This is a genomic window from Vibrio sp. R10-SG3-ISO10 (assembly GCF_059834185.1).
In genome coordinates this window covers 116,073-137,775 of record NZ_JCBDHG010000020.1, presented here as the reverse complement: position 1 = coordinate 137,775, position 21,703 = coordinate 116,073, and the positions used below count along the sequence as shown (strand labels likewise).

At 45.3% G+C, this 21,703-nt stretch carries 22 protein-coding genes; 11 read left to right on the top strand and 11 right to left on the bottom strand.

The window, feature by feature from the left end:
• Positions 1–7 precede the first annotated feature (7 nt).
• Positions 8–184 carry a DUF2897 family protein gene (locus AC6R16_RS10635; protein WP_171322404.1) on the top strand — a complete coding sequence of 59 codons (177 nt, stop codon included), beginning with the start codon at positions 8–10 and terminating at the stop codon, positions 182–184.
• A gap of 26 nt (positions 185–210) precedes the next feature.
• Here the strand turns inward: AC6R16_RS10635 and AC6R16_RS10630 are convergent, their stop codons facing one another.
• Positions 211–987, bottom strand: a complete 777-nt coding sequence (locus AC6R16_RS10630) for a Zn-ribbon-containing protein (RefSeq protein WP_004744544.1) — start codon at positions 985–987, stop codon at positions 211–213.
• Positions 988–989: 2 nt separating this feature from the next.
• Complete coding sequence (syd, locus tag AC6R16_RS10625) at positions 990–1,535, bottom strand: SecY-interacting protein (RefSeq protein WP_500674347.1); 546 nt, start codon at positions 1,533–1,535, stop codon at positions 990–992.
• An 82-nt stretch (positions 1,536–1,617) separates the two neighbouring features.
• Between syd and queF the strand changes: the two genes are divergently transcribed.
• From queF to AC6R16_RS10595, 6 genes are all read left to right on the top strand, one after another.
• Positions 1,618–2,463, top strand: a complete 846-nt coding sequence (gene queF / locus AC6R16_RS10620; RefSeq protein ID WP_500674346.1) for an NADPH-dependent 7-cyano-7-deazaguanine reductase QueF — start codon at positions 1,618–1,620, stop codon at positions 2,461–2,463.
• Positions 2,464–2,476: 13 nt separating this feature from the next.
• Positions 2,477–4,747 carry a tetratricopeptide repeat protein gene (locus AC6R16_RS10615; protein WP_500674345.1) on the top strand — a complete coding sequence of 757 codons (2,271 nt, stop codon included), beginning with the start codon at positions 2,477–2,479 and terminating at the stop codon, positions 4,745–4,747.
• A 100-nt stretch (positions 4,748–4,847) separates the two neighbouring features.
• Positions 4,848–6,413 carry a diguanylate cyclase domain-containing protein gene (locus AC6R16_RS10610; RefSeq protein WP_494505845.1) on the top strand — a complete coding sequence of 522 codons (1,566 nt, stop codon included), beginning with the start codon at positions 4,848–4,850 and terminating at the stop codon, positions 6,411–6,413.
• A gap of 200 nt (positions 6,414–6,613) precedes the next feature.
• Positions 6,614–7,978 carry a nucleotide 5'-monophosphate nucleosidase PpnN gene (ppnN, locus tag AC6R16_RS10605; protein ID WP_500674344.1) on the top strand — a complete coding sequence of 455 codons (1,365 nt, stop codon included), beginning with the start codon at positions 6,614–6,616 and terminating at the stop codon, positions 7,976–7,978.
• Between the two features lie 80 nt (positions 7,979–8,058).
• The gene (gene xni / locus AC6R16_RS10600) at positions 8,059–8,844 is read left to right on the top strand and encodes a flap endonuclease Xni (RefSeq protein WP_494505847.1); all 786 of its coding nucleotides are present in this window, start codon (positions 8,059–8,061) and stop codon (positions 8,842–8,844) included.
• Between the two features lie 192 nt (positions 8,845–9,036).
• Positions 9,037–9,786 carry a DNA/RNA non-specific endonuclease gene (locus tag AC6R16_RS10595; protein WP_500674343.1) on the top strand — a complete coding sequence of 250 codons (750 nt, stop codon included), beginning with the start codon at positions 9,037–9,039 and terminating at the stop codon, positions 9,784–9,786.
• Between the two features lie 32 nt (positions 9,787–9,818).
• Here AC6R16_RS10595 and rlmM read toward each other — a convergent pair whose 3' ends face one another.
• The 7 genes from rlmM to pomA form a co-directional block, all read right to left on the bottom strand.
• Positions 9,819–10,910: a 23S rRNA (cytidine(2498)-2'-O)-methyltransferase RlmM gene (rlmM, locus tag AC6R16_RS10590; protein WP_494505849.1), complete on the bottom strand. Its 1,092-nt coding sequence runs from the start codon at positions 10,908–10,910 to the stop codon at positions 9,819–9,821.
• Positions 10,907–11,305, bottom strand: coding sequence for a DUF423 domain-containing protein (locus AC6R16_RS10585; protein ID WP_494505850.1), 399 nt, complete (start codon positions 11,303–11,305; stop codon positions 10,907–10,909). Before AC6R16_RS10585 ends, rlmM begins: the two co-directional genes overlap by 4 nt.
• Entirely contained in the window at positions 11,295–11,921 is a 627-nt protein-coding gene (locus AC6R16_RS10580; RefSeq protein ID WP_500674342.1) for an alpha/beta family hydrolase, read from the bottom strand. The genes AC6R16_RS10585 and AC6R16_RS10580 overlap by 11 nt, the downstream gene beginning before the upstream one ends.
• On the bottom strand, positions 11,914–12,822 hold the full coding sequence (locus tag AC6R16_RS10575; RefSeq protein ID WP_494505852.1) for a transcriptional regulator GcvA: 909 nt from the start codon (positions 12,820–12,822) through the stop codon (positions 11,914–11,916). The genes AC6R16_RS10580 and AC6R16_RS10575 overlap by 8 nt, the downstream gene beginning before the upstream one ends.
• 376 nt (positions 12,823–13,198) lie before the next feature.
• Complete coding sequence (thiI, locus tag AC6R16_RS10570) at positions 13,199–14,647, bottom strand: tRNA uracil 4-sulfurtransferase ThiI (RefSeq protein ID WP_004744532.1); 1,449 nt, start codon at positions 14,645–14,647, stop codon at positions 13,199–13,201.
• Positions 14,648–14,788: 141 nt separating this feature from the next.
• Positions 14,789–15,730, bottom strand: a complete 942-nt coding sequence (locus tag AC6R16_RS10565) for a MotB family protein (RefSeq protein ID WP_494505853.1) — start codon at positions 15,728–15,730, stop codon at positions 14,789–14,791.
• Positions 15,731–15,740: 10 nt separating this feature from the next.
• Positions 15,741–16,505: a flagellar motor protein PomA gene (gene pomA / locus AC6R16_RS10560; protein WP_494505854.1), complete on the bottom strand. Its 765-nt coding sequence runs from the start codon at positions 16,503–16,505 to the stop codon at positions 15,741–15,743.
• 528 nt (positions 16,506–17,033) lie between these two features.
• Here pomA and xseB point away from each other — a divergent pair.
• The 4 genes from xseB (at position 17,034) to AC6R16_RS10540 (ending at position 20,576) form a co-directional block, all read left to right on the top strand.
• Positions 17,034–17,279 (top strand): exodeoxyribonuclease VII small subunit, encoded by a 246-nt coding sequence (xseB, locus tag AC6R16_RS10555; RefSeq protein ID WP_004744529.1) that lies wholly within the window; start codon positions 17,034–17,036, stop codon positions 17,277–17,279.
• Positions 17,280–17,298: 19 nt separating this feature from the next.
• Positions 17,299–18,183, top strand: a complete 885-nt coding sequence (gene ispA / locus AC6R16_RS10550) for a (2E,6E)-farnesyl diphosphate synthase (protein WP_500674341.1) — start codon at positions 17,299–17,301, stop codon at positions 18,181–18,183.
• Between the two features lie 22 nt (positions 18,184–18,205).
• Positions 18,206–20,071, top strand: a complete 1,866-nt coding sequence (gene dxs, locus AC6R16_RS10545) for a 1-deoxy-D-xylulose-5-phosphate synthase (protein ID WP_500674340.1) — start codon at positions 18,206–18,208, stop codon at positions 20,069–20,071.
• 214 nt (positions 20,072–20,285) lie between these two features.
• A complete protein-coding gene (locus tag AC6R16_RS10540) occupies positions 20,286–20,576 on the top strand; it encodes a Bor family protein (RefSeq protein ID WP_500639517.1) in 291 nt (96 codons plus the stop codon).
• Between the two features lie 49 nt (positions 20,577–20,625).
• Here AC6R16_RS10540 and truC read toward each other — a convergent pair whose 3' ends face one another.
• Both truC and AC6R16_RS10530 read right to left on the bottom strand, forming a co-directional pair.
• Positions 20,626–21,351, bottom strand: coding sequence for a tRNA pseudouridine(65) synthase TruC (truC, locus tag AC6R16_RS10535; protein WP_500639578.1), 726 nt, complete (start codon positions 21,349–21,351; stop codon positions 20,626–20,628).
• Positions 21,351–21,665 carry a YqcC family protein gene (locus AC6R16_RS10530; protein ID WP_500674339.1) on the bottom strand — a complete coding sequence of 105 codons (315 nt, stop codon included), beginning with the start codon at positions 21,663–21,665 and terminating at the stop codon, positions 21,351–21,353. The genes truC and AC6R16_RS10530 overlap by 1 nt, the downstream gene beginning before the upstream one ends.
• Positions 21,666–21,703: the final 38 nt, after the last annotated feature.

Here is a 21,703-nt window from a genome sequence, read left to right as displayed (position 1 = left end):
TGCGGTGATGGATTTACTGACTAACCCATGGGTTATCATTGTTATTGTGTTGAGCGTCGTAATAGGTAACATTGCTGCCCTTAAATACACAGCCAATATGAAGTTTGGTCAGTCTGAAAAGAAACCACACACCGACGGCGAAGAGACGACACCAGAGTCGCAAGATTCAAAAAAAGACGCTTAAATTAGCGTCTTTTTTATTTTCAGGTATTACTTGAGGTGATCCCAAGAAATATTGGAGACAATTCGGCAATCATCGCACTTAAAGTAGAAGATATCGTGTAGTGGCTCATCTAATAACCATTCACCACCGCACTTAGGACATTTCCGTGCTTTTTCGTCTGCGAGACTTTGTCCACCGACTCGATACTGATAGTAGTATGTCGGTATCTTAGTGATGTATTCGATGCGACCGCGTAAATCCCAACCACGTTTGAACAACACGCTGTCAGTATCGCAAATCTCATGCAGCGCAGCATGCTCGGCTCGGCAACCACCAGCCATCTGTATTTCGTCACACGCTTGCCACTCGGTTTGCCATTTTACCACAGCTTTATGATCGCCATTCAATGTCGCTCCATTACGATAGAGCGGGATCGGTAACAGTGTTTCACCACTTCTGAGTGGAGAGCAGGTATGAACATACGTGGTATATAGAACCTGCCAACTTGGTTGCTCCTCTTCCGCAGCCTCTTCAGAATTAAGGTCACGGCCAAGAAGACGCATTTTAGGCGCTAGTAGACTTGCCTCAGACAGGCGGTTTAAACAGACCTTTACAAAGTCTGAATGGTAACTCGGATGTAGACTATCTTGTTCAGGGCAAACCACGCGGACAAAGAACTCCCCATCCCCCATCACAATTGGAAACTCACGCCCCAACACTTGGCCGTTATAGCGCAGAGCATCCATCAAACCATTGATCGCTTTGTCTACCGCACTAACCGTGGTGTTATCAAAACACTCAAACTGAAGTTCTACAACGTACATGATTACACCACAGGTTCTAGGTTGGCCAAAAACTCGGCGATGTCTTGTGCTAAGACATCGCGCTTATCTGTGCCTAGTCGCTCTAAAATCACGTTCCCTGTTAAGTTACAGATTGAGACGACATCCAATTCCGCATCCGTAGCGCCGATAAACACAGTTGGCTTTAACTTCAAACGGCGCTGAGTCACGAGGTGGCCTAGAATGTTCTCTTGTAAACGAACAAAGTCATCATCGCTCCATACTTGCAGCAGCGTTAGCTCGTTCCCCTGCCAAGTCGCATCCATATCTGCACTGTATTGAGAGCCATAAAAGGTTTTGATGTCTTCATGAAGTGTTAGCTCAATACCATTTTCTACATTGGTAAAATCTGCAGCTTGTTCTCTTGTAAAAGCCTGCCACTCAACTGCATCATCCATTTTGCGCTCGACACATGGTGATACAAGATCGACCAACTCTTCGCTTTGTGGCAGGTGGCCATGTGCATCAAGATGGGCCTGACGGTATTTTTCACTGAATGAGAGTAACGCTTGCAAGGCATGATCAGCCATTAGATTCTCCAACATGAATATTCGCTTTTAGGTGCGGGATTGCGTAAAATTCTCGACATTCTAATAGAAAACGAACAAAAGTATGAGCAAATATTCTGATGCGAAAGAGCTTGCTGGCCTAACGCTTGGTCAAAAGACCGAATATTCAAACCAATATGACGCCAGCCTGTTGCAACCTGTACCTCGTAGCCTCAATCGTGATGACCTTAACTTAGGTGACTCACTGCCTTTTCAAGGCTGCGATATCTGGACACTTTACGAACTCTCTTGGCTCAATGAGAAAGGCTTACCACAAGTGGCGATTGGTGAAGTTTCAATTCCTGCGACTAGCGCCAACCTGATTGAATCTAAGTCATTCAAGTTATATCTAAACAGCTTCAACCAAACTCGTTTTTCTTCTTGGGATCAAGTAGAACAAACACTGGTTAAAGACCTTTCAACCTGCGCGGGTGAAATAGTCTCTGTAACGGTTCGTTCTGTCGTGGATTACACGGACTCCGTTGTGGTCACAATGGATGGCGACTGCATTGACGAGCAAGATATTGAGATCACTAGCTACGACTTTGACCGCACGCTTATTCAAGGAGCTGCAATCGGTGACGTTGTCGAAGAGAGCCTGCACAGCCACTTATTGAAATCAAACTGTCTAATCACAAACCAACCGGATTGGGGCAGTGTCGAAATTCAATACAAGGGTAAACAAATCGATCGTGAAGCCCTACTTCGCTACCTTGTCTCATTCCGCGAGCACAATGAGTTTCATGAACAATGTGTTGAGCGTATTTTTACTGACATTATGGAATTCTGTCAGCCTGAATCGTTGACGGTTTACGCACGTTATACAAGGCGTGGTGGTTTGGATATCAACCCTTACCGCTCCAACGTAAACAACCAACCTAGTCATAATCAACGCATGGCTCGTCAATAGGAAGTCGACTCTAATGGTAAATGTACGCTGGAAGCGCTTGCTTGGCGCGTTATTGGTTCTGTTCTCTGCGCCACTTTGGGCAAACACTCTGTACTCATCAGCCGTCCTGAGTGAGGCAAACAGTTTGGTCAACATTGTTCCGAAACAGGCCAAGCAACTTGCCACAGATTATCTAACCCAGCGTACTTTGACCGACAAAACTGAAAAAAGCCCTTCTGCCATCTCTCGCGATGAAGCAGACAGCCGCACTCGAACCCCGGGCGGCACAATTGACGCGTTGCGCATTCTCGCCAGAGCGGAGTTTAACTTAGGCAATCAGCTTGAAGCATTGAGTTTTCTGAAAGAAGCAAAATCTTTAGCAATAACTTACAAGCTGCCTTATTTACTGCTGGATCTAAAGTTAGTTGAGATCAGACTAACTTGGCTTATCAATGGTGACGCTGAAGCTGCCAGAGATAAAATGGCGCAGATAGAAGAAGAGTTCAGTCACATTGATAATCCACAGCAGTTAGCTCGCGGTCTAAAGTACCGTATGACAATGCTGAAAGCAGAGATTGCCTCTTCTGAAGGTAACCTAAAGCTCGCTGACCAACTCTATGCAGAAGTAAAGCCGTATGTAGACAGCTCAAAGTCGATTCACACCGTAATTGAATACCACACCACAGTGGGTAAACAACTCCTTGCCAACAAGAAGTACAACCGTGCCTTGTCAGAGTTACTGATCAGTTACTGGACGGCTATAGAAACCGACTCTGCGCGTCAACTTGCTGAAGTTAACCGTATTCTGGGGCAGCTATTTTATGATCGCCGCGTGTTAGATAAAGCCAATGACCACTTTTCGCAAGCGGCTGATTTTTATGATAACTATGAGAACTCGCCTGCATTAGCGCCACTGCTTAAGCGCATGGGCGATATTTACTATTACCAAGGTAAATACAATCTCGCACTGGTTCACTACTTCAACGCAATGGATCATGAACGGCTGCAAAACAACATTGAAAGCGTGATCGATATTCGCATCTCGCTTGCGACAACCTACTTACACTTAGTCAATTATACTTTGGCTGAACAATATCTTGAACGCGCGCAAGAGCTACTCCAATACGCAGATATTCCAAGGTTAAAGGCCTACGCTTTACTACTAGAAGCCGGATTAGCTCGCCATAAACAAGAGCCTAAAAAGGTACTGGAAAGCGCGAATCAAGCGCTTGAGATAGCACAGCAATTGCAAGATATCAGCATGCAGAAGTCTTCTTATCAGATGCTCTATTTAGGCTACGAACTCAATGGCCAGTATCAAAAGGCTTTAGAGTACCTTAAGCACTACAACTCTCTAGCAACCATTGAACAGCAAGAGTTAGATCTGATCAGTGAAGATGCTTTCCGACAACAGAAAGAGTTTGTAGAACAAACTCTACATTTAAGCGGCCAGCAACAAGAGTTAGAAGAAACCCATAACGAATATCGAAAATTCCAGAAGATAACCTTCACCTTGTTTGTCTTATCCGCGTTGCTGTTTATCTTCATTTTACGTCGTGGTCACGTGATCAATGTGCAAAAAGAAGAGCTCGATGTTCTTAACGAAGATCTTTATACCCATTCTCGCTCTGGGTTAAAAAACTTACGTATGCTTAATGCTAAACTTCCTGCCTCTTTAGAGGAGAGCAGTCATAAGTTTGAGAAGTGGCATGTTGGTGAGTTGATCCATGAACCACTCAACGACCGTCTGCGCTTTGTAATGATTGACGTGCCATTTTTACGCAACATGTATTTGCAACATGGTTACCAAGAAGGCTTAAAGCTAGAACGTGCTTTTGGTGATTATTTAAAACAGCGCGTAGAACATCCAGCAAGAATTTATCATTTTTCTGATGCCAACCTGCTGTATATTGAACCAAACAGCGAACGTAATACCGACCCTGAACAGTTGTTTGAAAAGATCCAACAATGGATCCTTGAGTTCGAACCCGATCGTTTACTCAACCGCATCATTCGTATTGGTATGGCGGACTACCCTTTCCTACCAAGGGCGTATACTGCGGTTAATGATAAGGAACTAGTTGATGTGCTACTAATGTCAACCAGTACGGCAAGAACGCTGAGCATGAAAGAGCACTCTAGTCAGTGGGTCTACTTGAAAGCGATTGAGAACGCGCCTGCTGCAAGTTTAGCCACCGGTAATATCCGTAAGGCGTGCAAGCACTCCATCAATCAGGGGTTAATAAAAGTTCACTCTTCTTTCAAGAATGAGGACGGTATCAAAAAACTGCTAAAAGATGAATAAAAGCGCATCAATCAAACGTTGTAAGTCGTGACGCCCGTGATTTATTTGATATTATCGACAGATCACTAGATATAAGTAGATTCTATTTTTAAGTTTATTCATGGGCGTAATCGAACAAGATCTTCAGTCACAGCTGCACAACCTGAAATCTCAATTGGAACAAGTTCGATTGACACAAAGGGATACCTCGTTCAAATTTAATAGAGAACAAAAGGTACTTCAGCGTGTCATCTCGTCGTTAAGTAGTGCTTATAAATGTGAAAACCCGCGACTACAAGCGGGACTCATGGAACTGAAACAAGCTATCGAGCAGCAGCAAGACGTCAGCTCACTAATACCAAAACTGGCGGTATTGGAGCGTTTGCTAAAACAACAAGGCTTGGCTATGGAACAACAAACTGAACATTTGGATTCCCAAATTAAGCATAGTGGTGAAACGCTACTGCGCTTGACTGGGCTGCCTCCGAAGATCAAACGCGACCTACGCGATTTACTCAGTTACTCCGATGGCCTTAAGCATCCAAGAGCAGAACAAGCCCTAAGACTGCTTAACCTTTATGAGCGCTCCGTAAAAATCATCACAACCAACCCTGACTACAGCGTTAACCAAATCGCGGCTAGTTCCGATCGTGAGCTGTTGCTTCGCCTTTCCGAAGAATTGCAGCATTTGATTACTGAACTTGATTTTGAAGGCGAGTCTGGGGAGCTGCTAACAGACATTCGCGCTAAGTTACTGATTGGGGTAAACAGCCACGTTTTGTTAGAGTTAACGCTACAAACGCTTAAGTTGGTGATTGATGGCACCCATTATGAGCGTAAAACTTCAGAACAGTTTCTCGAACAAATCAACTCTTCGCTTTCGTCGTCACTGAAAAGCTCACAGCAAAACTCACAGCAATCCCAAAGCTATTTTGCTCATCGCCAGGAGATGAACACTGAGTTGTCTGAACTCGTCACCGATACGCAGTCCAAAGTGTCCAATGCAGAAAGTTTAGATTCGCTGAAAGAACAGGTGAACCCTTTACTGGCTCAACTGAACTCATTGACTGAGCGCTTGAAACACGCCGAACAACGTGAACAAGCCTTGATTGAGCGCATGGATTACGGCAAAAACCAACTAGAAGCACTGTATGAAGTGACTCAGGACTATCGCCGCCGCTTAGAAGATCAAGCACAACGTATGCTGCTTGACCCACTGACCAAGGTATATAACCGAGCCGCATTTGGCGATCGCCTTGAGTTAGAGTACCGCCGCTGGATACGCGCACAACATACTCTTCGTGTCGTTATACTCGATGTCGATGGCTTTAAAGCGATCAACGACAGTTTTGGTTATGCCGCAGGTGACAAGGCACTGAAAATTATTGCTCGCACAATTAAGAAAGAGATCCGCGATACAGATACCGTGGCGCGCTTCTCTGGTGAAGAATTCGTGTTGTTGCTCCCAGAGCTCTCTGACAGCAACGCTTTCAATATGATTCAAGCGATTCAGGGTCAGGTATCTAAGCTGCCATTTAAGTTCCGTGATCGAAACTTAACCATCACCCTTTCCGCCGCAAGTACTGCATTCAAAGATTCGGATACACCCGAAGAGATCTTAGAGCGACTCAACTTGTGCCTTAATGAAGCAAAAACGCTCGGTAAGAACCAACTCGTTTGGCGCTAGACGGCACTTCACAAACCCACCATGATGTTTCATTAGTGTGATTGATCTATAGATATCAATTAGTTAGGTTTATTATCTGTAAAAAGCTGCTAAGCTTATTAGACGTTTGCTTAATTTGTTCGCGGATTGGCAACGTATATGGACAATAACAATAATGATATCTCACTCTCTATGAGTGCTGTTTCGTCAAGGAGGTCACTATGATCACACACATTAGTCCAGCAGGTAGTATGGATCTACTTTCTCAACTTGAAGTTGAGCGCCTTAAGAAAACCGCTGCAAGTGATCTTTACCAACTTTACCGCAACTGTACCCTTGCGGTTCTTAACTCCGGCAGCCACACCGATAACTCTAAAGAACTACTCGACAAATACAAATCTTTTGATGTCAACGTCGTGCGTCGTGAGCGTGGCATTAAGCTCGAACTCACCAATGCGCCAGAGCACGCCTTTGTCGATGGTGAGATCATCAAAGGGATTCAAGAACACCTATTCTCAGTTTTGCGTGACATCGTGTACGTCAATATGCACCTTGCTGATAATCAGCGTCTTAACCTGACTAACGCTAGTCATATCACTAACCTTGTTTTCGGCATCTTACGCAATGCTGGCACCCTGACGCCGGGTATCGAACCGAACCTAGTGGTATGTTGGGGTGGGCACTCAATCAATCCCACCGAATATCAATACACTCGAGAGGTCGGTAACGAACTTGGTCTGCGCGAGTTAAACATTTGTACCGGCTGTGGACCGGGCGCGATGGAAGGCCCGATGAAAGGCGCAGCGATTGGTCACGCGAAGCAGCGTTACTATGAACAGCGTTATTTGGGCCTAACGGAACCTTCAATCATTGCCGCAGAGCCACCAAACCCTATCGTCAATGAACTGGTCATCATGCCAGACATCGAAAAGCGTTTAGAAGCCTTTGTACGTATGGCCCACGGGATTGTGATTTTTCCGGGGGGCGCAGGGACAGCAGAAGAGCTTCTCTATATTCTTGGTATTATGATGCACCCTGACAATACCGACCAGCCACTACCTATCGTACTGACAGGCCCGAAAGAGAGCGAAGAGTACTTCCGCTCTATAGACCGCTTTATTGGTGATACGCTTGGCGTAGAGGCGCAGAAACACTACCAAATCGTTGTTGACGACCCAGCCAAAGTCGCTCAGATCATGAAGCAGAGCATGTCGGATGTTCGTCAGTACCGTAAAGATACCGGTGATGCCTACAGCTTCAACTGGTCATTAAAAATTGAGCCAGAGTTCCAGCTACCGTTCGACCCAACTCACGACAATATGGCGAGTTTGGACTTGCATCTTAATCAGCGTCCAGAGAACCTTGCAGCAGCACTGCGTCAGGCGTTCTCAGGTATCGTTGCAGGTAATGTCAAAGCAGAAGGGATTCGTGAAATCGAGCGTCACGGCCCATTTATCTTAGATGGTGATGCAAGCTTGATGAAGAAGATGGATAAACTGCTAAAAGACTTCGTTGAACAAGACCGCATGAAGTTGCCAGGTGGTACTGCTTACGAGCCTTGCTACCAAATTAAGACATCAGGTTAGCGACTGTTTACCGCACTGACTGGTAATCTCAACCTCAATCTATACAATAAGGGCTTCAAGCCCTTATTTTTTTGATTTGTATGTCTATTCATCTTGTTATCATCGATGCTCTTAACCTGATCCGACGCGTTCACTCCGCGCAACCCGATCCTACCGATATAGCAAGAACCATTAATACGACCACACGAACCTTGAATCGTATTTTATCTGAGTCACAGCCCACTCATATCATTGCCGTGTTCGATCATCATCTTCAAGAACGAGGATGGCGAGCGGAGATCTTGCCAGAGTACAAACAAAACAGAAAACCTATGCCAGAGCCTTTGTTACAAGGCTTAGAGTCAATTCAAGATGCATGGTGGAAACTGGGAATAGACTCGCTACTTTCAGATGGTGACGAAGCTGATGACTTGGTCGCCACATTGGCAACTAAGGTGGCGAATCATGGTGAAAAAGTGACGATAGTGTCGACGGATAAAGGCTACTGTCAGCTCCTTTCTCCAACTCTGCAAATCCGAGATTATTTTCAGCACCGCTGGTTAGACGAACCATTTATCGAAGCAGAATTTGGCGTTAAGCCGAGTCAGCTTGCCGATTATTGGGGGCTAACAGGCATAAGCTCTAGTCAGGTTCCCGGTGTGCCAGGGGTAGGACCAAAAGCTGCCAAAGAAATTCTCACCCAGTTTAGCGATATTGAACAAGCATTCGCCAGTGAAGAGCTCCCTACTAAGTATCGTAAGAAACTAGATGAGCATATTGAATCAGCGCGAAAATGTAAGACGATTGCAGCACTCAAAACCGATATGGAACTCGGTTTTAACCTGCAAGATATTCGTTTTAATGGTGAGAATGAAGCTACTCAATAATGCATAGAACATATTAACTAGCTGATTAGAAAAGCAATGTTAATCGAATCTGTTGTGAAATCGGTTACTTTCACAAGCTTAATATTTACCTGCTCAATACCGGACCAAGTATTGATTAACATTTAACCACTATCACAGTAACGCAAAGCCAATCGACTATTTTTCATAGCTCCAATAACAAGGAGCATAATAATGAAAAATACTGTTTTACTAACACTTGCTGTTGTCTTTTCCCTACCAACTTTCGCGCAAACCTGTGGAAAGCACTTAGACGTAGGCTTGCCTTCAGAGCAACCTGATCAATTACTTTGCCGGGATGGGTATGCCGTTGGCTACAACTATCAAACCAAAAATGCCGACTGGGTGGCTTACCACATTACCGCAGAAAGCGTTAACGCCAGCTTTAAACGTAGTAATAGCTTCAAAGAAGACAGTGAGCTCCCCGACTATGCTCGCTCCACGCTCGCCGATTACAGCGGCTCTGGCTATGACCGAGGACACCTAGCACCATCTGCCACAATGGATTTTAGCCAAGACTCTATGAAGCAGAGCTTTTTGATGAGCAATATGTCTCCTCAGCTTCCGGGTTTTAACCGCGTAGGTTGGCGCATTTTGGAAGAGCACGTACGTGATCTTGCGAATGAGTACAATGAGCTCTACGTGGTCACTGGACCTATCTATCAAGGAAACGAAAACTCGATAGGCAACAATGTCATCATACCGAGCGCTTTTTACAAAGTAATCTTAGATCCTGCTTTCAATGAAGCCATAGCCTTCATTGTTCCACATAGAGATGTCTTTAGCAGTGAGCTTGCAAGCTTCGTCACTACAATCGATGCGGTTGAGCAGCAAACTGGATTGGACTTCTTTTCTCTTATAGCTAACAGCACTGAAGAGAGCATGGAAGCGCAACTGTGGGAAATGTGGCCAACGTCCAACTAAAAAACGCTCCCTATCTAGGGAGCGTTTTTAATTTAGCGCGGTGAGATATTCGATAAACACTGAACATGTACCGTGATTTCTTCTCTATCATGGTACAGATGCTTAGCTTGAAGCTTAAACTTCACACCATTTTCAATCAGGAAGAGTTTTAAGTTCTCGATATCTTCTAACACTTCGTCGTAACGGCCTTTCATCGGCAGCTTAAGGTTAAAGATCGCTTCTTTAGCCCAGCCGCTAATAATCCACTCGCCCATCAGCTGAGCAACGCGTGATGGCTTTTCGATCATGTCACACACTAGCCATGTTACGTTTTTACGCGCAGGTTCAAACTTAAAGCCATCTTCTTGGTGGTGTTTAACCTGCCCGGTTTCCATTAGGCTATCAGCCATCATGCCGTTATCGACAGAGTGGACAAACATCGAACGCTTCACTAGTTGGTACGTCCAACCGCCAGGACACGCCCCTAAGTCAACGCCCCACATACCTGCGGCTAAGCGTTCATCCCACTCTTCACGAGGAATAAACACGTGAAACGCTTCTTCTAACTTCAGAGTTGAACGACTCGGTGCGTCCGCTGGGAACTTAAGGCGAGGGATACCCATGAAGAACTGCGAGTTATTGCTAGGTAAAGAATAACCGATGAAGCAATGCGTCGGAGCGACAAAGCAAATATGTAACACAGGCTTTTTAGGGCTGTCTTTCGGGAACAGAATCTCTTTGCCACGTAAAGCTTGGCGCATTGGCACAGTGAACTTACGACAAAACTTAAGTAGCTCTTTCGCTTCGTTGGTATCTGGCGTTTCAACGCGAATATCACCACAACGAGGCATGGTCTCTACGAAGCTTAAATCATGCAAAATCGGCGAGATACGATCTTCACGTGGCAGTTCTTGAATTTCAGCTGCGACAGCAAAGATCTGGCGAGCAAAGATCAACGATTTAAAATCGAGCTCTTTGACAAGCTTTTCTGCATCACCATCTTGGTAACACTCAAACAGCACATAACCAGTGTTTTTTTTAAGACGTGGGAAACCAAACACTTCTAACTGAGTAGCACGATCTTGAATTTCTCCGGCACACTCTTTTTCAAAGCCGCTGCGGCAGTAGAGCATTAATTGTTTCACTGGTTCACCTCTTTAACCTGTAGTGCTGCGTATACGAACAAACCCCAACCAAGCATAAACGTTAAACCACCTAATGGCGTGATAGGACCAAACCATTTAATGCCTGTTAATGCCAACGCGTAGAGGCTGCCGCTAAAACAAAGGATGCCGATGATAAAGCAAACCGCGGCAAGGGAGAAATATTTTTGTGACTTAAGCGGCAATTTTAACCCAAGTAACACGCCACAAAGCAAAATAGCAATGCCATGAATGAATTGGTACTGCACGCCCGTAGAGAAAACCTCAATCAGATAAGGTGAGAGCATTTTCTTCAAACCATGAGCAGCAAACGCCCCCAAAGCAACACCAAGGCCGCACAATACACCACCCAACGCTAACCAGAACCTACTTCGCATCAGACACCTCTAGGATAAACTTGGCTAAGTGATCGATCGCCAGCTCGATGTTACCGACTTCGGTATACCCTGAACTCTTACGAGGTTTGAAGCTATGGTCGCCATCGGGAATAAATTCCACCTTGATTGCACTAGAGAGATCAAACTTTTCAAATTCTTCTTTCTTACCAAAGGTATCGCGCTCACCTTGAAGGATGAGACAAGGCTTTTCTAGCTCTGCTAAGTGACCACCTTTGTAGTTCTCAGGTTTACCGGGCGGATGGAACGGAAAGCCTAAACAAGCAACTCCCGCAACCTTGTCCTCACTAGAGAGAAGGCTTGCCATACGCCCTCCCATTGATTTGCCACCAATGATAACCGCCCCTGTTGGACAGTACTGGTCAACAACGGCTTGGTAGGCTTCCAGTAATTTAGGTGCTCTATCTGGCGGACGTTTCTTACCATCCTCAGCTCGCTTAACCATATAAGGAAAATTAAAGCGCACCACCTGAATACCTTTTTGAGCAAGGCCCTTTGCCACTGCTTCCATAAAGGTGTGGTCCATTCCAGCACCAGCTCCGTGAGCAAAAATAAACAACGGATTGCCTTTGTCACCGTCAATGAGGTAATCAGTCATCTAAAAGCTCCTCTTGCTCGCTTTGCGCTTTGGCTAACATCCAATCACGAAAAGTAGCAATACGCCCCATATCGGCCTGTTTGTCATGACAAACAACATAGAAAGCATTTTTAGACACCAAGACCTCATCAAACGGTGCGATCAGACGGCCTGCTTCAAGCTCGGGTTGAGCTAAAACATTGTTACCAAGTGCAACCCCCTGACCGTGAGCAGCGGCTTGAAGTACCATAGTTGAGTGGCTAAAAATAGGCCCGTGATTAACGTTAACTCCTTCAATGCCATTTTGCTTAGCAAACTGTTTCCAATCTTTGCGAGAGGTGTCATGAAGTAAGGTATGTTGCTTCAAGTCACTTAGAGTTTCTAATGGTTTGTTACCTAAAAGTAATGAAGGTGAACAGAGTGGGATCAAAAATTCTTGATACAGTTTGTCCGCTCGCAAACCTGGCCAATTACCGCGACCATAATAAATCGCCACGTCGACGTCATCGGTCAACGAGCCTTCGTCCATATCGACCGCTTTAATTCGAACATCAATATCAGGCTCTTGTTGATTAAAATCCGCTAATCTAGGGACTAACCATTGAATCGCAAAGCTTGGCGGTAAACTGATGGTTAATGCCCCTTTCTCACTGCGCTCGAGTACTTTATCAGTAGCTTCTGCTAACGATGTGAAAATATCTTTTATATCAAGAAAGTAACTTTGACCTTCTTCTGTAAGCAGTAACGAGCGGTTTCTGCGTCTGAATAACTTTAAGCCAAGGAATTCTTCTAGCGCCTTAATCTGATGACTGACGGCAGCTTGAGTCACAAACAACTCTTCGGCTGCGCGAGTAAAACTCAGATGTCGAGCCGCGGCTTCGAACACTTTTAATGAGTTCAAAGGAGGCAATCTTCTGGACATAGTGACCTTCTATAAATTGGATTAGTTTTTTTTATCTGAAACATTATAAAATGTCCGTTGCCTGACGACCAGAGAAATTCTATATTTCACCCCGCAGCAAGAAGTCAGAACGGCTTGATTTATGCTTTAAATCAATTGACCTTTTGTTGCGATGTTGTGTTTGCAAACTCGTATTTCGAGTTCGGTAGGTTTCTACCAGTTTTGTTTCCATAGGAAACGAAACATATACTTCCTGTATTTATTTTGACCTGTCTGTCAAATATTTAGCACCGCCTCGATGGCGGTGTTTTTTTATGCGCCAAATTCCACTCGCTACAAACTAAAAAGCGCAAACCGAATCAACGATTTGCGCTTTTAGTACTATATGGAGTGCTCGCTACGGGCGGTAAACCTTAACGTTGTTAAAGCCTTGCTCTTGAAGATAAAGAGCTTGTAGACGACTCATCACGCCACGGTCACAGTAAAGCAGGTAAGATTTAGATTGGTCTAAATCACCGAACTGAGTGCCTAGCTTGAAGAATGGGATGTGTTTCACTTCAACGCCATCAATCTCAAGTGGATTGTCGTCTTCTTCTTCGGGGCTACGGATATCGAGTACGATCGCGTGCTCTTCCACTGCTTGAACTTGCTCAACTTCTGGTGCAGCTTGTTCGGTTTCTTTGGCAATATCACGAATATCCATGACACGCGCGTCACGAACAACCTGCTCTAGAATATCAAAGTCGAACTTCTCTTCTTCAGTGTCCAGTTTCGCTTTAACCGCTTTAACCGTTGGCTTCTTAGAAATTACGCCACAATATTCCGGCATGGTCTTAGCGAAATCTTCAGTACCGATGTCACGAGCTAGATTGATGATGTCTTCTTTATCCCAGTTGATAAGCGGACGAAGAATCAAAGTATCTGTCACATTGTCGATATGACGCAGGTTCGTTAGGGTTTGGCTTGATACCTGACCTAATGCTTCACCAGTCACTAGCGCTTCAATCTTGAACTTCTCAGCCACCATACCCGCAGCGCGCATAAACATACGCTTAAGGATAACGCCCATTTGACCATCATCGACTTTCTCTAGAATTTCAGCCACTACTGGCTCAAAATCGACCGAGATGAAGCGTACTTTTGCTGATGAACCGTACTTGTTCCACAGATAGTGAGAAACCTGTTTGACACCAATTTCGTGCGCAGGGCCGCCGAGGTTAAAGAAGCAGTAATGGACTTTTGAACCACGTTTGATGTGCAGATAGCTTGATACGCCAGAGTCAAAACCGCCAGAGATCAGGCTCAAAACATCTTCTTGTGTACCAAGAGGGAAACCACCTAGACCTTTGTAACGTTTGATAACTTGGTTAAGCTTCTCGTTAACTACTTCCACTTTAACCGTCACATCTGGGTTACGCAGTTTTACGCTCGCGCTTTCGATCGCTTGGTTAAGACCACCACCTACGTAACGCTCTAGTTCAATAGAAGTGAAATCATGCTTACCACGACGCTTGGCACGAACAACAAACGTTTTGCCTTCAAGGTTAGGACGGTTAAGTTCCAGTACTTGCTCGAAGATATCGTGTAAGTCTTTAAATTCTGACTGTTGTACTTCAAGTACGTGGTGGATGCCCGGCGTATGAGTCAATACTTCGATTGTCTCTTTGTGGAATTCATCCGTTTCCGCCGTTACTTCAATGTGGTCACGACGGTTGAAAACAGCAACAGACTCTGTACGACTCTTGATTACGTTACGAATGTTGCATTCAAGAATCTTTGTGAAGCGCTTACGCACAGACTCACTTTTTACAAAAATTTCTGGATGGGGCTTTACGATAAATTTCATAATTCACTTCACAAGTTAACTGTTTCGCTATTTTCACGCTCTATTGAGCCTAGCAGCGATGTGCTGCCTCTAAGGGCGCAAGATTATACATGAAGCAAAGACCATAAAAAAGACGAGCGTTTGTGCTCGTCTTTTTATCTTTTATTGAATGACTGGGACTTCGTCGCTTAACAGCGCTTCCCCTTGCATAATACTGATCTCAACCCGGCGGTTACGAGAACGCTGCGCTTCAGTATCGTTGGGGCCAAGTGGCTCAGTATCTGCCATACCTCTGACGCGAAGACGCTGATGGTCAAAGCCGCGGACCTTCTCCATCTCCTGAGCGACAGAAACCGCTCGCTGTGCCGATAAATCCCAATTGGAGCGGTAAAGTTCAGAGTCAATGCGTTGATTGTCAGTATGCCCTGATACTCGAATGATTCCCGGTATATCCTTCACTAGATCGGCAATCTGTCGAACCAGTGGACGGAATTTAGGTTGCAAGAATGCCGACCCTTCAGGAAACGCGCCTTTCTCACGAATACGGATATCAATCTGCTGACCGAGGTTTTCTACTTCAATCGCACCTTGTTCTATCTCTCGTTCCAGGGCCTTCTTGATACTCTCCATTAAGGTTTCAAGCTCTTGTGACATCTCAGCCGATTGCTGCTGTTCATTGTCTGACTCAGAGTTTTGATTGTTTTGCGTCGAGGTATCCGGCGATTGCCCGCCCGTCAATTTGCCCTCATCACGCTGCGTACCACCGGCTCTGTCTGACTCTCCTTCATGGAATTCTAGAGTCTGCTGAGTAATATCTATGGTTTGCTGCATGATAACGTCGATAGGCGTCGGCTCAGGTCGACCCGGCCTAAATTCTTGAGCAATAATGCTGGTTCCTTTTGGAATGTCTTTCACTTCCAATCGGTTTTGCACACCAAAAGCGAACTTCATTGAACCCGCGATCTGTTTAAACTTCAGTACATCCATTTCAGAGAACGAGAGCAGTAGTACGAAGAAACACATCAAGAGCGACATTAAGTCAGCAAAAGTCCCCATCCACAGCGGGAGGCCGGGTGGCGGACATTTTGGTTCTTCTTCTTCCATATCAGCGACCTTACTCGTTATCTACATCAAGGGCACGCTTACCTTCATTGAGGTAATTCTTCAGATAGCTGTCGATAACGCGTGGGTTTTGACCATCTTGAATCGCAAGCACACCATCCATAATAAGGCGACGATTGAGTTTTTCTTGCTCACGACGAAGGGAAAGCTTATCGGCGATCGGGAAGAACACCATGTTGGAAAGAATTGCGCCATAGAGTGTGGTAAGAAGTGCAACAGCCATTGCAGGGCCGATTGCTTTCGGGTCATCCATGTTTGATAGCATGGCAACCAGACCGACGAGAGTACCGATCATGCCCATTGCAGGTGCAACATCACCGAAGGCTCTAAACACGCTAGAACCAAAATCATGTCGCTCATCAGTTAAGGCAATATCTTTTTGCAGTGCTGCGCGAACTACGTCGGCATCGTGACCATCCACCAGCAAGTCGATACCCTTTTGCATGAAGCTATTGGTAATTTCCATCTCTTCGAGAGCAAGAAAACCACCTTTACGTGCCGCATCCGCCATTTCAACAACTTTAGCAATCAAGTCTTCTGGCTCGTCAGCTTTAAACATAAACGCTTTACCAGCGATTTTGGCTGCGCCAAAGAACTGCCCCATAGTGAATTTCATCAACACTACGAAGGTAGAACCACCCACCACGATAAGAATCGACGTTACGTCGACGAACATCATGATGCTTCCGCCCAGTATCATTGCCATGATGACGAAAGCAAAACCGCCAATCAGTCCTACCAGCGTTGCTAAATCCACAGAGCACTCCTCATGCTATCTTTAAGCTTCTAACAAATTATATCGGCAACATCTTAAGATCTTTAGTATTTTATTGGTACTGTACTCACATAAATATAGATGCTGAGTGCCAGGTGCCTAGGGTCTGTTGACCTTTTGAGCTGATTTTTGCAGCAGTTTGTGGGTTCTTTATGCAAGGCAGAGGCTTTGAATTGTAGTTGCCCTACCCGATAAAGCCGATAACGCAGCAGAAAGGAGCCACAAACGCTGCCCGAAGGGTTCGGCTAAAAGCGTTTTACTCTTTGTTGAGAGGTGTTTTGCTTAGAATGCTAGGCGACAAACCTCTCGCCGCGATTAAAACGCTTTTATCTCGAACAAAATTTAACCGCAAAAGGTCAACAGACCCTAATAGACTTTAGCCCTATATTGAGTACCTTCGCAGAATATGACCGTACAAGCTCGATTTTTCTGACAAATTTACTCGGTTAAATTTGACCATCATTATCGGCTAAGGTAACTTTCGTGCATCTTTATCTCGGTAGAATAGTTATGGCGAGCAAGAAACCAGAAAACATGACCTTTGAGGCGACCATTGAAGAGCTTGATGTGATCGTTGAAAACCTCGAAAATGGTGATTTAGCACTAGAAGATGCGTTGAAAAAATTCGAGCGCGGCATTGCCCTTGCTCGTTCAGGACAATCAAAACTGAGCGATGCAGAACAGCGCGTTAGCATCTTGTTGCAAAATGATGATGAATCTCCACTATCTGATTTTAACGCTCAGCCTGAACAATAATTTATAGAAGATGTCTGCCATGCATGAGGCATTAACCTCACTTCAACAGCGAAACAATACTCAGCTCGAAAACTGGCTGCAAGCACTGCCACACCAAAATCTACCTCTTATTGAAGCAATGCGTTATGGCTTATTGCTTGGGGGCAAACGTGCGCGTCCGTTTCTTGTCTACATCACAGGACAAATGTTAGGTTGCAAGCTTGACGACCTAGACACTCCAGCGTCTGCCGTCGAGTGCATCCATGCGTACTCACTTATCCACGATGATCTTCCCGCTATGGATGATGATGAACTGCGCCGTGGCAAAGCAACCTGCCATGTTAAGTTCGACGAAGCAACGGCAATTCTCACTGGCGACGCGCTGCAAACCTTAGCGTTTACAATTCTTGCGGAGGGCTCACTGAACCCAAACGCTGAAAGCAACCGTATAAAGATGGTAAAAGTTCTTGCCGATGCTTCAGGTGCCAATGGCATGTGTATGGGACAGGCTCTTGACCTAGCGGCAGAGAACAAACAAGTTTCATTGCAAGAATTGGAAGCAATTCACCGCAACAAGACAGGCGCCTTAATGAAATCTGCTATTCGTCTTGGCGCGCTTGCCGCTGGAGAAAGAGGGTTAGAGGTAATGCCTCAACTTGATACATTCGCCGATGCAATTGGCCTCGCGTTTCAAGTTCAAGACGATATTTTGGATATCATCAGCGATACAGAAACTTTAGGCAAACCGCAAGGTTCTGACCAAGAATTAAACAAAAGCACCTATCCAGCACTGCTTGGATTGGAAGGAGCTATTAACAAAGCTCACACTCTGTTAAATGAAGCTCTTCAAGCTTTGGAAGCAATCCCATACAATACAGAGTTACTTGAAGAGTTCGCCCGATACGTCGTCGAGCGCAAGAACTAACACTATAAGCGCGCATTTTTATATGACTCTTGATATTTCGAAATATCCAACACTGGCTTTAGCAGATACACCTGAAGAGCTACGCAGTCTTCCAAAGGAAGTGCTACCTAAACTGTGTGATGAACTACGCACCTACTTATTGAATTCAGTAAGTCAGTCGAGCGGTCACCTCGCCTCTGGTTTAGGAACAGTAGAGCTTACCGTTGCTCTACATTACGTCTACAACACTCCGTTTGACCAACTTGTTTGGGATGTCGGCCACCAAGCTTACCCACACAAAATTCTTACGGGTCGCCGTGACCAGATGTCTACTATCCGTCAAAAGGATGGACTGCACCCTTTCCCGTGGCGCGAAGAAAGTGAATATGACACCTTATCGGTAGGTCATTCATCGACTTCAATCAGTGCTGCACTCGGTATGGCAATCAGTGCGGGTAAAGAAGAGCAAAACCGTAAAGTGGTTAGCGTAATCGGTGATGGCGCAATTACAGCCGGTATGGCATTTGAAGCAATGAACCATGCTGGTGATGTACATCCGGATATGCTGGTAATTCTCAACGACAACGAAATGTCGATTTCAGAGAACGTTGGTGCACTTAACAACCATCTCGCTCAAGTGCTCTCTGGCAGCTTATACACCTCTATTCGTGAAGGTGGTAAAAAAGTACTGTCGGGTGTTCCGCCGATTAAAGAGTTGGTTCGCCGTACTGAAGAACACCTTAAGGGCATGGTAGTCCCAGGAACTCTGTTTGAAGAACTTGGTTTTAACTACATTGGCCCAGTCGACGGCCACGATGTCAACGAGCTAGTTAAAACGCTAAAGAATATGCGTGAACTTAAAGGGCCACAGTTCTTACACATCATGACTAAAAAGGGCAAAGGCTACGAGCCAGCTGAAAAAGATCCGATCGGCTATCACGGCGTACCTAAGTTTGACCCTAGCCATAGTTCACTGCCTAAGAGCAGCGGTGGAAAGCCGAGTTACTCGAAGATTTTTGGTGACTTCCTATGTGATATGGCCGCACAAGATCCTAAGCTAATGGCTATCACTCCGGCGATGCGCGAAGGCTCTGGCATGGTTCGATTCTCTAAAGAATACCCAAACCAGTATTTTGACGTCGCAATCGCCGAACAACACGCTGTGACTTTAGCAACAGGTATGGCGATCGCAGGCGACCATCCTATTGTGGCTATCTACTCTACCTTCTTACAGCGTGGATATGATCAACTCATTCATGATGTTGCAATCATGGACTTACCGGTCATGTTCGCTATTGACCGCGCAGGCCTTGTTGGAGCAGATGGTCAGACGCACCAAGGGGCATTCGATCTTAGCTTTATGCGCTGTATCCCGAACATGGTCATCATGGCGCCGAGTGATGAAAATGAGTGTCGTCAGATGCTGTATACCGGACATAAGCATACTGGTCCATCTGCGGTTCGTTATCCACGTGGTACTGGAACAGGCGCAGAGATCAAACAGGATTTCACCGCGCTAGAAATAGGGAAAGGCCGCCTTGTTCGCCAAGGTGAAAAAGTGGCTATTCTGAACTTTGGCACCTTCTTAAACAGTGCTCATCAAGCAGCAGAAGCGCTCAATGCAACCGTCGCAGATATGCGTTTTGTCAAACCTCTTGATGAGGCACTTATTAAGCAACTCGCAGACGAACACGACGTGCTAGTTACGCTAGAAGAGAATGCTATTGCTGGCGGCGCAGGCGCGGGCGTGATCGAGTTTATGATGCAGGAAAAAATCATCAAACCAGTGCTAAACCTTGGCTTGCCTGATAAATTTATCGCCCAAGGTACGCAAGAAGAACTCCATCACGAATTAGGGCTTGATGCTTTAGGCATCGAACAGTCGATTCGTGATTATCTCGCCAAATAGATTGGAACTTGAACTGCTATTGATAAAACCCTCTTCGGAGGGTTTTTTTATTATCTGGTTCAATCAGTTATCAGTATCACAAAAATCAATCACATGACAAATAAATACAAACTCAAGACATACACCTTGATAAGAAACTTGTTACACTGCATTCGGCAGGCTAATTGGAACGCTTGCCTATTTGAGTCCAATTCTAATAGTTAAGGAAAGAGTTATGAAAAAGCTTGTCATCGCAGCGGCAATCAGTCTTTTGGCTTCTGGCTGTGCACAACAAACATTTGTTGTATCACCAGCACAAGAAACAAATGAAGCGACAGAACTAAAAACTCATCACTTCTTTGTCAGCGGTATCGGTCAAAGCAAGCAAATCGACGCAGCACAGGTATGTGGTTCAGTAGATAAAGTGGCGAAAGTAGAAACGCAGCAAACTTTCAAAGATATCGTATTCAGCACAATCACATTCGGTATCTACACTCCTCGTGAAGCGCGTGTTTACTGTAAGTAATCTCAGCTTTTCAACCGTCACTTTAGCTCAAAGTGACGGTTTGTTTTCTCTATGACTTCGGAATATCCCAGCCAAACTCTGCGCAGAGTCTCTGCCAAGTTTCATCAACACCCGCTTCAATCAACAAATCTTGCCCAGTAAACGGATGAACAAACTTCAAGCTCGAGGCATGAAGTAACAATCGGTGCGAGTCATATATCTCGCGAAACAGCTTATTATGCTTACCATCGCCATGAGTGGTATCTCCCACTATCGGATGCCTTAAGTGCGCCATATGACGTCGTAGCTGATGTTTCCGCCCCGTTAATGGTTTCATCTCCATCAGACAGTAACGTGTCGTCGGAAACTTACCAGTAGAATGAGGAATTTCGACTTTCGCAACGGGTTGGTAATCGGTTATCGCCTCCTGCGCTTCTTTCTCTTGGCTAGCATGCTTATCAGCAATTTTATCTAACTCTACTTTAAGCGGATAATCTAAACGTGCCGCTTCTTCAATCCAGCCACGGACAATAGCGTGATACGTTTTTTCCATTTCATGATTGGCAAACATCGGCATCACCTGAGAAGCGACCTCGCTCGACAAAGCAAAAATCAGTACACCGGATGTAGGACGATCGAGTCGATGCAGTGGGAAAACATGCTGCCCGATCTGATCACGTAAGGTCTGCATGACGAATTGAGTTTCGTGTTTATCCAACCAGCTACGGTGAACCAACATACCGGCAGGTTTGTTTACGGCAACAAAATATTCATCTTGAAACACTATCTCTAGCATCATCGGCACTCCTCATCGAGCTGACGTAAGATCGCAATAATAGGGTGCAAGCTAGATTGCTCTTTCCAACACTCTTCAAAATAAGGGGACAACGAAAAGCCACTTGGTAATGGTTGCTTTTGCTCTAGCATCACTCGCATTCTGCGAATAAAGACCCATTGCAACCACGCTTGTGGCTCTAAGGTATCGAGCGCGAATGGCTGCTGGCTCGCCAAAGCTTGTTCACTGGGTTGCTCTGAGCTCCATAGTTCAAGTTGCTTCATGGAAAGCTCCAAACGGTCTATCAGTGCGGCTAATTGTTTCTCTTTTGTCATTTATCTTTATTACTGACCTTGAAAATTGCCCTAAGAGT